This window comes from Kitasatospora sp. NPDC101235, from assembly GCF_044767505.1.
Classification (GTDB): domain Bacteria; phylum Actinomycetota; class Actinomycetes; order Streptomycetales; family Streptomycetaceae; genus Kitasatospora.
In genome coordinates this window covers 44,457-57,590 of the sequence record NZ_JBIWNZ010000018.1, presented here as the reverse complement: position 1 = coordinate 57,590, position 13,134 = coordinate 44,457, and the positions used below count along the sequence as shown (strand labels likewise).

General features: G+C 74.6%; 10 protein-coding genes and 1 pseudogene. 10 read left to right on the top strand and 1 reads right to left on the bottom strand.

Going from position 1 to position 13,134, the window contains the following annotated elements; genetic code table 11:
- Window positions 1-76: 76 nt before the first annotated feature.
- Window positions 77-1,552: a replicative DNA helicase gene (gene dnaB / locus ACIRRH_RS27090; protein ID WP_403072740.1), complete on the top strand. Its 1,476-nt coding sequence runs from the start codon at window positions 77-79 to the stop codon at window positions 1,550-1,552.
- A gap of 27 nt (window positions 1,553-1,579) precedes the next feature.
- On the opposite strand, the gene manA is transcribed toward dnaB, so the two are convergent.
- Window positions 1,580-2,779 carry a mannose-6-phosphate isomerase, class I gene (manA, locus tag ACIRRH_RS27085; RefSeq protein ID WP_403072435.1) on the bottom strand — a complete coding sequence of 400 codons (1,200 nt, stop codon included), beginning with the start codon at window positions 2,777-2,779 and terminating at the stop codon, window positions 1,580-1,582.
- Window positions 2,780-3,095: 316 nt separating this feature from the next.
- Here manA and ACIRRH_RS27080 point away from each other — a divergent pair, with 316 nt between their 5' ends.
- The 9 genes and pseudogenes from ACIRRH_RS27080 to ACIRRH_RS27040 all read left to right on the top strand — a co-directional run bounded on the left by ACIRRH_RS27080 (window position 3,096) and on the right by ACIRRH_RS27040 (window position 13,124).
- Entirely contained in the window at window positions 3,096-3,860 is a 765-nt protein-coding gene (locus tag ACIRRH_RS27080) for a polyprenol monophosphomannose synthase (RefSeq protein ID WP_403072433.1), read from the top strand.
- 98 nt (window positions 3,861-3,958) lie between these two features.
- Window positions 3,959-5,137 carry an MBL fold metallo-hydrolase gene (locus ACIRRH_RS27075; RefSeq protein WP_403072430.1) on the top strand — a complete coding sequence of 393 codons (1,179 nt, stop codon included), beginning with the start codon at window positions 3,959-3,961 and terminating at the stop codon, window positions 5,135-5,137.
- Window positions 5,138-5,153: 16 nt separating this feature from the next.
- Window positions 5,154-6,096: pseudogene (locus ACIRRH_RS27070) on the top strand (NTP transferase domain-containing protein).
- The gene (locus ACIRRH_RS27065) at window positions 6,093-7,301 is read left to right on the top strand and encodes a molybdopterin molybdotransferase MoeA (RefSeq protein ID WP_403072428.1); all 1,209 of its coding nucleotides are present in this window, start codon (window positions 6,093-6,095) and stop codon (window positions 7,299-7,301) included. Before ACIRRH_RS27070 ends, ACIRRH_RS27065 begins: the two are co-directional and overlap by 4 nt.
- 127 nt (window positions 7,302-7,428) lie before the next feature.
- Window positions 7,429-8,490, top strand: coding sequence for a potassium channel family protein (locus ACIRRH_RS27060; protein ID WP_403072425.1), 1,062 nt, complete (start codon window positions 7,429-7,431; stop codon window positions 8,488-8,490).
- Between the two features lie 42 nt (window positions 8,491-8,532).
- Window positions 8,533-9,510: an NAD(P)H-quinone oxidoreductase gene (locus ACIRRH_RS27055; RefSeq protein ID WP_403072422.1), complete on the top strand. Its 978-nt coding sequence runs from the start codon at window positions 8,533-8,535 to the stop codon at window positions 9,508-9,510.
- A 151-nt stretch (window positions 9,511-9,661) separates the two neighbouring features.
- Window positions 9,662-10,468, top strand: a complete 807-nt coding sequence (locus tag ACIRRH_RS27050; RefSeq protein ID WP_403072419.1) for a hypothetical protein — start codon at window positions 9,662-9,664, stop codon at window positions 10,466-10,468.
- A gap of 320 nt (window positions 10,469-10,788) precedes the next feature.
- Window positions 10,789-11,391, top strand: coding sequence for a bacterial proteasome activator family protein (locus ACIRRH_RS27045; RefSeq protein WP_403072737.1), 603 nt, complete (start codon window positions 10,789-10,791; stop codon window positions 11,389-11,391).
- Between the two features lie 293 nt (window positions 11,392-11,684).
- A complete protein-coding gene (locus tag ACIRRH_RS27040; protein WP_403072416.1) occupies window positions 11,685-13,124 on the top strand; it encodes a protein kinase in 1,440 nt (479 codons plus the stop codon).
- Window positions 13,125-13,134: the final 10 nt, after the last annotated feature.

The window sequence follows — 13,134 nt, the reverse complement described above, 5'->3', positions numbered from 1 at the left end:
CTGGCAGACCGCCGAGGACCCCTTCCCGGCCGGCGCCTTCGACGACGCACCCTTCCCGGACGGCCCCGGTGACCGGCTGCCGGTCCCGCGCGGCCGCGGCGAGGGGCGTCAGGGCGGTGGCCGCGACGGGTTCCAGAAGGGCGGCTTCCAGAAGGGCGGCAAGGGCGGCCGGCCGGAGGGCGGCTGGCAGCGCCGGGGCGAGGGCGACGGCGAGGGCGGGGTGGACGGCTTCGAGCGCGTCCCCCCGCAGGACCTGGCCGCCGAACAGTCCGTCCTCGGCGGCATGCTGCTCTCCAAGGACGCCATCGCCGACGTGGTCGAGGTGCTCAAGCCGGCCGACTACTACCGGCCCGCGCACGAGATGGTGCACGGCGCGATCCTCGACCTCTACGCCCGCGGCGAGCCGGCCGACCCGATCACGGTGGCCGGAGAGCTGACCAAGCGCGGCGAGCTCCAGCGGGTCGGCGGCGCCTCGTACCTGCACACCCTGGTCAACTCCGTCCCGACCGCGGCCAACGCCGAGTACTACGCCCAGATCGTGCACGAGCGCGCGGTGCTGCGCCGACTGGTCGAGGCGGGCACCCGGATCGCCGGCATGGGCTACGCGGCCGAGGGCGACGTGGACGAGATCGTCAACGCCGCCCAGGCGGAGATCTACGCCGTCACCGAGCAGCGCACCAACGAGGACTACGCCCCGCTCGCCGACATCATGGAGGGCGCCCTCGACGAGATCGAGGCGATCGGCTCCCGGCAGGGCCAGATGTCCGGCGTGCCGACCGGCTTCGCCGACTTCGACCAGCTCACCAACGGGCTGCACCCGGGCCAGATGATCGTCATCGCGGCCCGCCCCGCGATGGGAAAGTCCACCCTCGCGCTGGACTTCGCGCGCGCCTGCTCGATCCACCACAAGCTGCCGAGCGTGATCTTCTCGCTCGAAATGGGCCGCAACGAGATCGCCATGCGCCTGCTCTCCGCCGAGGCCCGGGTGGCGCTGCACCACATGCGCTCCGGGAACATGACGGACGACGACTGGACCCGGGTCGCCCGCCGGATGCCCGACGTCAGCGAGGCACCGCTGTTCATCGACGACTCGCCGAACCTGTCGATGATGGAGATCCGCGCCAAGTGCCGCCGGCTGAAGCAGCGCAACGACATCAAGCTGATCGTCATCGACTACCTCCAGCTGATGCAGTCCGGCGGCTCCCGGCGGGCCGAGAACCGTCAGCAGGAGGTCTCGGACATGTCCCGTAACCTCAAGCTGCTGGCCAAGGAACTGGAAGTCCCGGTCATCGCGCTGTCACAGCTGAACCGTGGCCCCGAGCAGCGCACCGACAAGCGGCCGATGGTCTCGGACCTCCGCGAGTCCGGCTCGATCGAGCAGGACGCCGACATGGTCATCCTGCTGCACCGCGAGGACGCCTACGAGAAGGAGTCCCCGCGGGCGGGCGAGGCCGACCTGATCGTCGCCAAGCACCGTAACGGTCCGACCGCGACCATCACGGTGGCCTTCCAGGGCCACTACTCGCGCTTCGTCGACATGACCCGGGACTGAGGGCCCGGGCCATCACCCACGGCGTGGTCAGACGGTGACGGTGGCGCGGAAGAGCGTGGTGCCGGTGCCGGAGAGGCGGGTCGGGGTGCCGGTGGCGGGCAGGAAGGCGGACTGGCCGCGGACGAGCTCCAGGACGGTGCCGTCCGCCCCGGTGAGGCGGGCCGCGCCCTCGGTGCAGAGCAGGATCTGCGGGGTGCGGCCGTCCATCGCGCGCTCGACGCCGTCCAGCGTGAAGCGGGAGAGCCGGAACTCGTCGATCGGGACGGGGTAGAGCTCCTCGCCCGGGGTGGCCTCGACCCGGACGGGGGCCAGCACCTCGGGGGCGCCGGCCTCGAAGACCACGACCTTCAGCAGCTCCGGCACGTCGATGTGCTTCGGGGTGAGGCCGGCCCGCAGCACGTTGTCGGAGTTGGCCTGCAGCTCGACGCAGACGCCGGACAGGTAGGCGTGCGGCACCCCGGCGCCCAGGTAGAGCGCCTCGCCGGCCCGCAGCCGGAAGTGGTTGAGCAGCATGCCGGCGATCACGCCGCGGTCGTCCGGGAAGTCCTCGGCGATCCGGGCGTACGGTGCGTAGGACCGGTCCGGATCGCCGGTGTCGTACGCCGCCAGTGCCTCGGCCGTCTCCCGGACGGTCTTCGCGGCGGTCTCGTCGTCCATGGTGAGGACGGCGGCCAGCGTGCCGCGCAGAGCCTCGGCCTCGTCCTCGACGCCCAGCAGGTCGATCAGCGGGTCCAGCCCGGGCACCGAGAGCCGGGCCATCAGCTCGGCTGCCTCACGCGGCCGGCGGAAGCCGCAGAGGCCCTCGAACTCGCTCAGCGCGCAGACCATTTCGGGCTTGTGGTTGGCGTCGCGGTAGCTGCGCTCGGGGGCGTCCAGCGGTATGCCGAGGGCGTTCTCGGCGGCGAAGCCGGCGCGGGCCTGCTCGATCGTGGGGTGGGCCTGGATCGACAGCGGGGTGCCCGCGGCCAGGACCTTGAAGAGGAACGGCAGGGTCGGGCCGAACCGGGCCGTGCTCGCGGCGCCCAGCTCGCCCTCGGGGTCGGCCGCGATCAGCTCGTCCAGCGGGCGCGGACCGTCGCCGCGGTCGGCGCGGGACGGGTCGCCGGGGTGGGCGCCCATCCACAGCTCGGCCTGCGGCTCACCGGTCGGCTGCTGCCCGAGCAGTTCGGGCAGGGCGGTGAGCGACCCCCAGGCGTACGGGCGGACGGTGTTGAGGAGCCTGTCCATGCGCGCGGTCCTACTCCTTCGCTGTCTGGGCGGGTGCGCCGGCTCGCCGGGGCGGGCCCGGCGGTGCGGGCGTGGGCAAGGGAACGACCCTAGCCGAACGGTGTCACCCACGGGGAAACGGCGGGCAGCGGGCGGGAGTGCCGCGGTCGAACCGGTGGCTCCCGGGCGCGGTAGTAGACTGCCTGGACGCAGTTGCCTCCGCCCTGCGCGCAGTTCGCCACCGGGGTCCTCCCCGGCGGGTTGCCGGCGGAGCCGCGTTCCAGAGTGCGGGCGCCGGTGTTCCGAGACCCCCCGCCATCGGCCGAGAGGTTTGTACGTGACCGTGAACCAGCAGAGTTTTGCTGATCTCGGCAAGGTCCTGGTGATCATCCCGACCTACAACGAGGCGGAGAACGTCGAGCGGATCGTCGGCCGGGTCCGCGCCGCCGTGCCCGAGGCGCACGTTCTGGTCGCCGACGACAACAGCCCCGACGGCACCGGCGAGCTGGCCGACAAGCTGGCCGTCGAGGACCAGCACGTCCACGTGATGCACCGCAAGGGCAAGGAGGGGCTGGGCGCCGCCTACCTCGCGGGCTTCCGCTGGGGCATCGACAACGGCTACGACGTCCTGGTGGAGATGGACGCGGACGGCTCGCACCAGCCCGAGGAGCTGGACCGGCTGCTGGGCGCGCTGCGCGGCGCCGACCTGGTGCTGGGCTCGCGCTGGGTGCCGGGCGGCCGGGTGGTGAACTGGCCGAAGTCGCGGCTGCTGCTCTCGCGCGGCGGCTCGACCTACTCGCGGCTGATGCTGGGCGTGCCGATCCGGGACGTCACCGGCGGCTACCGGGCGTTCCGCAAGGAGACCCTGCTGGGCCTGGGCATGGACGAGGTCGCCTCGGCCGGGTACTGCTTCCAGGTCGACCTGGCCTGGCGCACGGTGAAGGCCGGATTCAAGGTCGCCGAGGTGCCGATCACCTTCGTCGAGCGCGAGCTCGGGGCGTCCAAGATGAGCCGCAACATCGTCGTCGAGGCACTGTGGCGGGTGACCACCTGGGGCGTCACCGACCGCCTGGGCCGGCTGCGCGGCGCGCAGAAGCGCTGAGGACTGCGCGCGCCGCGGATTGCGCTTCGAGGTTCCGCGCCGGGGTTCCGCTCAGGTGAAGGGCCCGTCTGCTGGTGACAGCAGGCGGGCCCTTCCGCATGTCCGGGGGCGGCTCGTACGCGCCCGGCGCCCCGCGCGAGCCGTACGAGTTCGTCACCACCTACCTGGAGAAGGTGCTGACCGGGATGCTGGCGTGCCCCACCGGGCGCGCCTTCCGCGGAATCGGGCAGCAGTACTCCCATGCTGTAGGGCGCAGGAGAACCGACCGTGCGGGGAGGGTCCACGCCGGGAACCCGTCCGCCGACCAGAGGGAGCAGCCCGTGACGTCGTCCCCGCCCGAGGAGAGCGCCGGCGGCGAGCCCGCGGACACCCAGCCCATCGAGCTCCCCGAGGCCGAGCGGCCCGCCCGGCCGCTGGAGGTCGCCGTCTTCACCGGCCCCGAGTCGGCCTTCTTCGCCACCTCCACGCTGATCCTCGGCGAGCGGACCGCGATCCTGGTGGACGCCCAGCTGACCCGCAGCGCCGGGCGCGAGCTGGCCGAGTGGGTCGCGGGCAAGGGCAGACGGCTGCTCGCCGTCGTGGTCACCCATCAGCACCCGGACCACTACTTCGGCGCCGAGGAGGTGCTGCGGCTCTTCCCGGACGCGCAGCTGCTGGCCGCCCCGGCCGTGGTCGAGGGCATCCGGCGCACCGTCGCCGCCAAGGTCGCGCAGTGGAAGCCGGTGTACGGAGACGACATCCCGGACCACCCGCTGATCCCCGCCCCGCTGCTGCCGCAGCCGCTGATGCTGGACCGCCAGGTGATCCCGGTGCTGCTGCTCGGCCAGGCCGACTGCGGGGACTCCACGGTCGTCCACGTGCCGAGCATCCGCACCGTGATCGCCGGGGACTTCGTCCACAACGGCACCCACCCCTGGACCGCCGACACCACCCCGGCCCAGCGCACCACCTGGGGCCACAACCTCGGCCGGATCGCCGACCTCGGCGCGGACCGGGTGATCGCCGGCCACCGGGCCCCGGACCAGGGCGACGACGCCGCCCGGGTGCTGGCCTTCACCGGCGAGTACCTCCAGGACTTCGACCGGCTGCTGGCCGCGCACCCGGACGATCCGGAGGCGCTGGTCACGGCGATGAACGAGCGGTACGGGGAGCTCACCCTGCCGTCCTTCCTGGAGCTGGGCGCGGCGGCCAACACCGCCCGTGCGGCCGAGGCCGCCCGGTCCGGGGCCGAGGAGGGTCCGGAGCCTGCGGAGGACGGCGGGGCCGCGGCGCAGTAGGGCGGATACTGGCCGCATGACGCCCTACGACGCGATCGTCCCGGCGGGCGGGAGCGCCCGGCGCCTCGGCGGGGCCGACAAGCCGGGCCTGACGGTGGGCGAGGCCACCCTGCTCGACCGGGTGCTCGCCGCCTGCGCGGGCGCCCGCACCACCGTCGTGGTCGGCCCGGCCCGGCCGACCGCGCGGGCCGGAGTCCGCTGGACCAGGGAGCAGCCGCCCGGTGGCGGGCCGGTCGCCGCCGTCGCGGCCGGGCTCGACCTGGTCACCGCGGACACCGTGCTGCTGCTCGCCGCGGACCTGCCGTTCCTGGACCGGCGGACGGTGCAACGGCTGGTCACCGCCCTCGACGAGGCCGGGCCGTACGGGGACGCCGCCGTGCTGGTGGACGCGGGCGGCCGCGACCAGCCGCTCGCCGCCGCCTACCGGACCGCGGCGCTGCGCGACGCGCTGGCCGCCCTCGGCGACCCGGCCGGCCAGTCGCTGCGGCGCTTCCTCGGCGGGCTGAGCGGGGTACGGGTGGCCGACACCGACGACGTCGCCTACGACTGCGACACCTGGGAGGACCTGGAGCAGGCCCGCGAGCGCGACCGAAGCTGAACCTCACCGACGCAGACACCGGGGTGTGAGCGAAACGACGTGCCCCGCACACGGGCCGAACACCTCGGGGAAACCGCCGATCGGGCAGCATGGGCGCATGGAGCGCACGCTGGATGACTGGATCGCCGAGGTCAAGGCCGACCTGGGCATCGACCTGGACGTGGACGTCCGTGGTCTGCTCGACGTGGCCCGGGTGGTCGCGCACGGAGTGGCCCGGCCGGCCGCGCCGCTGACCGCCTTCCTGATCGGCTACGCGGCCGCCCAGCGGGGCGGCGGGGCGGAGGCCGTCGCCGAGGCGGCCCGGCGGACCGAGGCCCTCGCCGAGGGCTGGGGCGCCGCCGGCCGGCCGGGCGAGTCGTGAGCACGGTCGGACGGACCACCGTGGCCGCACCGTCCACCGCCCCCGGCGTGCTGAGCTGGCCCCGGGCCCGCGAGACCGCGCGCCGGGCCGGGCTGCGCCCGTTGCCCGGGGTCGGAGTCCCGCTGGCCGAGGCGCTGGGTTGCACCCTCGCCGAGCCGCTCGGCGCGCTGACCGACCTGCCCGCCTTCGACACCTCCGCGATGGACGGCTGGGCGGTCGCCGGTCCCGGCCCGTGGCGGGTCGCCGGCCGGGTGCTGGCCGGACGGGCCGAGCCGGCGCCGCTGGCCGACGGCACCGCCGTGGAGATCGCCACCGGCGCCCAGCTGCCGGCCGGCGCCACCGCCGTACTGCGCCGTGAGCACGGGCGGACGGACGGCGCGCTGCTGCACGACCGCGGCCCGCGGCCGCTGACCACCGGCCAGGACGTCCGCCCGCGCGGCCAGGAGTGCCGCCGGGGCGAGGAGTTGCTGCCGTCCGGCACGCCGGTCGGGCCGGCCGTGCTCGGCCTGGCCGCCGCCTGCGGCCACGACCGGCTGCCGGTCCACCGCCGTCCGAAGGTCCAACTTCTCGTTCTGGGCGACGAGTTGCTCATCTCCGGGGTGCCCGGGCCGGGCCTGGTCCGGGACGCGCTCGGGCCGCTGCTGCCGCCCTGGCTGCGGGCCGCCGGTGCGGAGCCGGCCGAAGTCCGGTACGTCCGGGACGACTTCGATCTGCTCCTGGACGCGCTGCGGCACTCCGCCGCCGATCTCGTGGTCACCACCGGCGGAACGGCCGCCGGGCCGGTCGACTTCCTGCACCGGGCGCTCGCCGAGGCCGGTGCCCGGCTGCTGGTGGACGGCGTCGCCGCCCGGCCGGGGCACCCCATGCTGCTGGCCGAACTCCCGGGCGGCCGCCACCTGGTGGGCCTGCCGGGCAATCCGCTGGCGGCCGTCGCCGCGATGGTCACCCTCGTCCTGCCGCTGCTGCACGCCTGCAGCGGACGGGCCGCCGGGGCCCCCGCCCTCGCCCCCGCCGCGACGGCGCTGCCCGGGCACCCGACGGACACCCGGCTCCAGCCGGTCCGGCGGAGCGCCGAGGGCGTCCTGCCGCTGGCCTTCGACGGGCCGGCGATGCTGCGCGGGCTCGCCCGGGCCGAGGCGCTGGCCGTGGTGCCGCCCGGCGGGGCGGCGGCGGGGGAGACGGTCGAACTCCTGGAGGTGCCGTGAGCGAGCGAAGCACAGGGGTCCCCACGGCCGGAGGCCGGGGGAGAACCATCACGAGGTGCGCGTCCGGCGAAGCGGCTGTCGAGCGGCGGGGGCGCCCCGGGCCGGACGCCGGGGCAGGGGTGGGCGCATGAGCCGCCTGCGACGCAACCTGGCGCCCGGCACCGAGCCGTGGGCGGACGCCGGGATCGTGCTGCCCGCCCGCCGGACCGCGCCCGCCGTCCGGCAGGTCGGTTCCCGGCTGCTGCTGGCGCTCGCCGTACTGGTCGCCACCACGTTCATCGTCTACTTCGACCGGGCCGGCTACAACGACAACGCCGGTGGCGGGCTCAGCTTCCTGGACGCGGCGTACTACGCCACGGTGACGCTCTCCACCACCGGGTACGGCGACATCACCCCGTACAGCGACAGCGCCAGGCTCACCAACATCTTCGTGATCACCCCGCTGCGCGTGGTGTTCCTGATCATCCTGGTCGGCACCACCCTGGAGGTGCTCACCGAACGGACCCGCCTGCAATGGCGGTTGAACCGCTGGAGGTCCACCGTGCGCGAGCACACCGTCGTCATCGGCTACGGGACGAAGGGCCGCAGCGCCGTCGACACCCTGCTCGGACAGGGGGCGAAGAAGGAGGAGATCGTCGTCGTCGACCCGCAGCGCAAGGTGATCGACCACGCCGCCCAGCACGGCCTGGTCGGGGTGGTCGGCGACGCCACCCGCACCGACACCCTGGTGCGCGCCGCGCTGCCCACCGCCGCGCGGGTGGTGGTCGCGCCGGAGCGGGACGACACCGCCGTGCTGATCACCCTGACGGCCCGCCAGCTGAACAAGTCCGCCACCGTGGTAGCCGCCGTCCGGGAGGACGAGAACGCTCCGCTGCTGCGGCAGAGCGGTGCCGACGTCGTGGTGACCAGCTCCAGTTCGGCCGGGCGGCTGCTCGGGCTGTCGATGCTCAGCCCGCACGCCGGGGCGGTGATGGAGGACCTGCTGACGTACGGCAACGGGCTGGACGTGGTGGAGCGCCCGGTCACCCGGGCCGAGGCCGGGCACAGCCCGCGCGAGTGCGCGGACCTGGTGGTCGCGGTGGTCCGGGGCCGACGGGTGCTCAACTACACGGAGCCGGAGGCCGCCGTGCTCCAGCTCACCGACCGGGTGATCGTCATCAAGTCCAGCGGAGTCGCGCCGACCGGCTGAGCCACGCCGTGGAACCGCCCCGGCCCGCAGTAGGTTCGGGGCATGTATGCGATGACGATTCCCGTACCCGGCGGTCCCGAGGCACTGGTCTGGGCCGAGGTGCCCGACCCGGTGCCCGCTGAGGGCGAGGTCCTGGTCGAGGTGGCGGCCACCGCCGTCAACCGTGCCGACCTGCTCCAGCGGCAGGGCTTCTACAACCCGCCGCCCGGCGCCTCGCCCTACCCGGGGCTGGAGTGCGCCGGGCGGATCGTCGCGCTCGGGCCCGGGGTGTCCGGCTGGGCGGTCGGCGACGAGGTGTGCGCGCTGCTGGCCGGCGGCGGCTACGCGCAGCGGGTCGCGGTGCCGACCGGGCAGCTGCTGCCGCTGCCCGCGGGGCTGTCCGTCGAGCAGGCCGCGGCGCTGCCCGAGGTCGCCTGCACGGTGTGGTCCAACGTCTTCCTCACCGCGCACCTGCGGCCCGGCGAGACGGTGCTGCTGCACGGCGGTGCGAGCGGGATCGGGACCATGGCGATCCAGCTCGCCAAGGCGGTCGGCGCCCGGGTCGCGGTCACCGCGGGCAGCCCGGAGAAGCTGGCGCGGTGCGTCGAGCTGGGCGCGGACATCCTGATCGACTACCGCGAGCAGGACTTCGTGGAGGCGCTCCGGGAGGCCACCGGCGGGGCCGGGGCGGACGTGATCCTGGACATCATGGGTGCCAAGTACCTCCAGCGGAACGTGGACGCGTTGGCGGTCAACGGGCGGCTGGTGATCATCGGACTCCAGGGCGGGGTGAAGGGCGAGCTCGACCTCAACGCGTTGCTGCGCAAGCGCGGCGCGGTGATCGCCACCAACCTGCGCGGACGACCGCTGGCGGAGAAGGCGGCGATCGTGGCGGCGGTGCGGGAGCACGTGTGGCCGCTGGTCGAGTCCGGGGTGGTGAAGCCGGTGGTGGACCGGGTGCTGTCGCTGGCCGACGTGGCCGAGGCGCACCGGGTGCTGGAGCGCGGGGAGCAGGTCGGGAAGGTCGTGCTGCGGGCCTGAGCGCCGGGAGGCACGGCGGCGGGGCGGTAACGGAACCGGGGGGTAAATCGCCCGAAATGCCGTACGAGCCGGGGCGTGCGAGCCTGGTCCGGAGCAGTCCCGCCGCCGATCCCGCCTCCGGGCGCCATCGGCCGTCGGAAGGACTCCGACCGTGGCCGCATCACTGCACGCACTCCTCGGGCCGCTGCCCGCATCACCGCATCACCGTCGTACTTCCCGCCGCTCTCCGGGCCGCGCGCAGCGGCTGTTGGCGGCGGCCGTGCTGGGGCTCACCCTCCCGCTGGCCGCCGCCTCGGCGGCGGTGGCGCTGCCCTCGCCGGCGGCGCTGCCCCTGCCGGTGACCCTGTCCTCGCCGGAGGGGCTGTCCTCGCCGGAGGCGGGGACGAGTGCCAAGCCGAGTGCCAAGCCGAGTGCCGAGCCGGGCGCGTCCAGGGCGGCGGCCGCGCGGCCACGGCACCGGCCGCGGCGGCCGGTGCCGCGTTCGCACCCGGGCGGCTACTTCGCGCAGGTCCACCGGCACCACGTGGCCTCGCTGCCCGAGCGCTCCGACGCCGCCGTGGAGCAGGCTCCCGGGCAGGTGCCGGACCAAGCCCCTGGGCAGGCTCCCGAACAGGCCCCGGACCAAGCCCCTGGGCAGGTGTCGGAGCAGGCCGCCGAGCAGCCCCCCGAACAGGTGCCGGAGCAGGCCACCGAGCAGGCTCCCGGACAGGCCCCGGAGCAGGGCGTCGAGGCCGGGCGGCCGGAGACCGACGCGGAGGCCGCGGAGGCCTGGGCCCCCGGCGGTGCCGCCGCTCCGGCCCCGGCCGCTCCGGACACCGTCGCGGCTGCCGCCGCCGTGCCCGCGCTCTTTCCCGCCCGTTGGCAGGACGCCTCCACCACCCAGCTCCCGCTGGGCGTCGGCCTGGGACTGATCGGCTGCGGCCTGGGACTGGTCGGCCTGCGGCTGCGCAGGGGCTGACGTGCGGGGCCGCGGCCGGCAGGGCCGGGGCCCCGCCGGGTGTGGAGATCCGGTGTGGGACCGGGACCGGCTTCCGGGTGCGGCACGCCCGGGACGGTCCGGGGTTTCGGCGGGTGCGGTGCGGCGGGCCGGTGCGGGCGGGGCCGGGGCACGGTCGCCGGGCGGTCGGCGGCCGGGGCGCGGGAACTGAGTACCCGTACGGATGCCCGCAGGGCGCCCGGGGGCGTACCTTCGTCGCGGGTGGCGCAGGACGGCGGGACGACCGGGGGCTTCCGCCCGACCAACCCCAGTGAGAGAGAATGTTGTTCATGACGAATCCGATGAACGAGCGCCCGTCGCAGGAGCCCTTCCGGGCCGCCGGCGGGCAGTCGCAGGACGGCCAGAAGGTGCTGATCGTCGGACCGGACGGGCTGCCCGTGGGCCAGGGGTTCGCGGGCACGGCTGGGGGCGGGGACGACGAGGGCGACGTGCCGCGTGAGCTCCCGGTGACCGAGATGGTCGAGCAGCCCGCCAAGGTCATGCGTATCGGCAGCATGATCAAGCAGCTGCTGGAGGAGGTCCGGGCGGCGCCCCTCGACGAGGCGAGCCGGGCCCGGCTGAAGGACATCCACGCGAGCTCGATCAAGGAGCTCGAACTGGGGCTGGCCCCGGAGCTGGTTGCCGAGCTGGAGCGGCTGTCGCTGCCGTTCACCGACGACACCATCCCGACCGAGGCCGAGCTGCGGATCGCCCAGGCCCAGCTGGTCGGCTGGCTGGAGGGCCTGTTCCACGGCATCCAGACCGCCCTGTTCGCGCAGCAGATGGCGGCGCGGGCCCAGCTGGAGCAGATGCGGCGGGCGCTGCCGCCCGGTCTGCACAGCGGCGAGCCGGACGAGGACGAGCTGGGCCAGGGCCGCGGCATCCGCTCCGGCCCCTACCTGTAGCCGCAGCCGGCGGTACCCGCCGGTAGGTACGTCCGGACCGCCGTCGGACCGGACGTACCACGACGATCCGCCCCGGCCCCGGGCCACCCGCACCGAGCGTGGGCGGCCCGGGGCCGGGCCCGGCCCTGGACCGATCACCGTCGGCGCGAGCCGATACCCTGGCCCCTGTCGCCGGCCGGTGGAACCGCCGCGGCAGGGGCCCGCCAGGCCAGCGGGCCGGGCCCACCACGCACGGACGAGACCGAACGTCAGGCTGCGGCAAGCACGGCCGAGCCGAGGGGGAGCAGAGGACCATGAGCGAGCACGGCAACGCGGCGGTCGAGGGCTTCTCCCGGGGCAACGGCCGCTATGTGCTGCAGCGGCTGGTGGGCGAGGGCGGCATGGCCTCCGTGCACCTCGCCTACGACAGCGTGCTGGACCGGCAGGTCGCGCTGAAGAGCATGCACAGCGAGCTGGGCCGGGACGACTCGTTCAAGGAGCGGTTCCGCCGCGAGGCCCAGGCCGTGGCCCGGCTGGAGCACCCCAACATCGTCACGGTGTACGACAGCGGCGAGGACATCGCCCCGGACGGCTCCAGCACGCCGTACATCGTCATGCAGCTGATCGACGGCAAGGGCCTGCGCGAGGCGATCAACGAGGCGATCGGCCAGTACGGCGCGATGCCGGTCGAGGATGCGCTGAAGGTCACCGTCGGCGTGCTGAACGCGCTGGAGGCCTCGCACGACATGGGCCTGGTGCACCGCGACATCAAGCCCGGCAACGTCATGTTCGACCGCAAGGGCAACGTCAAGGTCATGGACTTCGGCATCGCCCGCGCGCTGGAATCCGGCGTCACGTCGATGACCCAGACCGGCATGGTGGTCGGCACCCCGCAGTACCTCTCGCCCGAGCAGGCGCTCGGCAAGCCGGTGGACGCCCGCTCCGACCTGTACTCGGTCGGCGTGATGTTCTTCGAGATGGTCACCGGGCAGCTGGTCTTCGACGGCGACTCGGCGTTCTCGATCGCCTACAAGCACGTCCAGGAGGAGCCGCCGGCCCCTTCCACCCTCAACCGCTCGATCACCCCCGAGGTGGACGCCTTCGTCGCCCAGGCGCTGCGCAAGGACCCGGCGCACCGGTTCCAGAGCGCGGCGGCGATGCGGGACGAGGCGGAGCGGCTGATCGCGGCCGCCAAGGGCGGCGACAGCGGGCACAAGCTGCAGGCCAGCACCCCGCTGGTGATCAACGAGGGCCCGCGCTCGGTGCACGCCGCTCCGCAGGCCCCGCAGACGCCGCAGCCGCAGTACCTCCAGCAGGGCGGGCAGCCGCAGTACCAGACCCCGCCGCCGGCCTACCAGGCGCCGCCGCAGGCCCCGCACACCCCGCACCCGCAGTACCTCCAGCAGGGCGGGCAGCCGCAGTACCAGACCCCGCCGCCGGCCTTCCAGCCCCCACGGCCGCAGGCGCACACCCCGCACCCGCAGTACCTCCAGCAGGGCGGGCCGCAGGCGCACACCCCGCCGCCGCAGCCGATGCCGGCGTACCAGCAGCCGAAGCAGCCCGCCGGCGGCGGCTGCTCGACGGCCGCGGTCGTGATCGGGATCATCATCGGCGTGCTGGTCCTGGCGGGCATCATCATCGCGATCGTGGTCAACAAGGCGAACGAGAAGAGCGGCGGCAAGCTCGGCCACGCACCCCTTCCCGCCAACGTGCTGGTCGTCGACCTCCCGGCCGACCGGAATGGCCTGCTCTGACGGTTTCCGG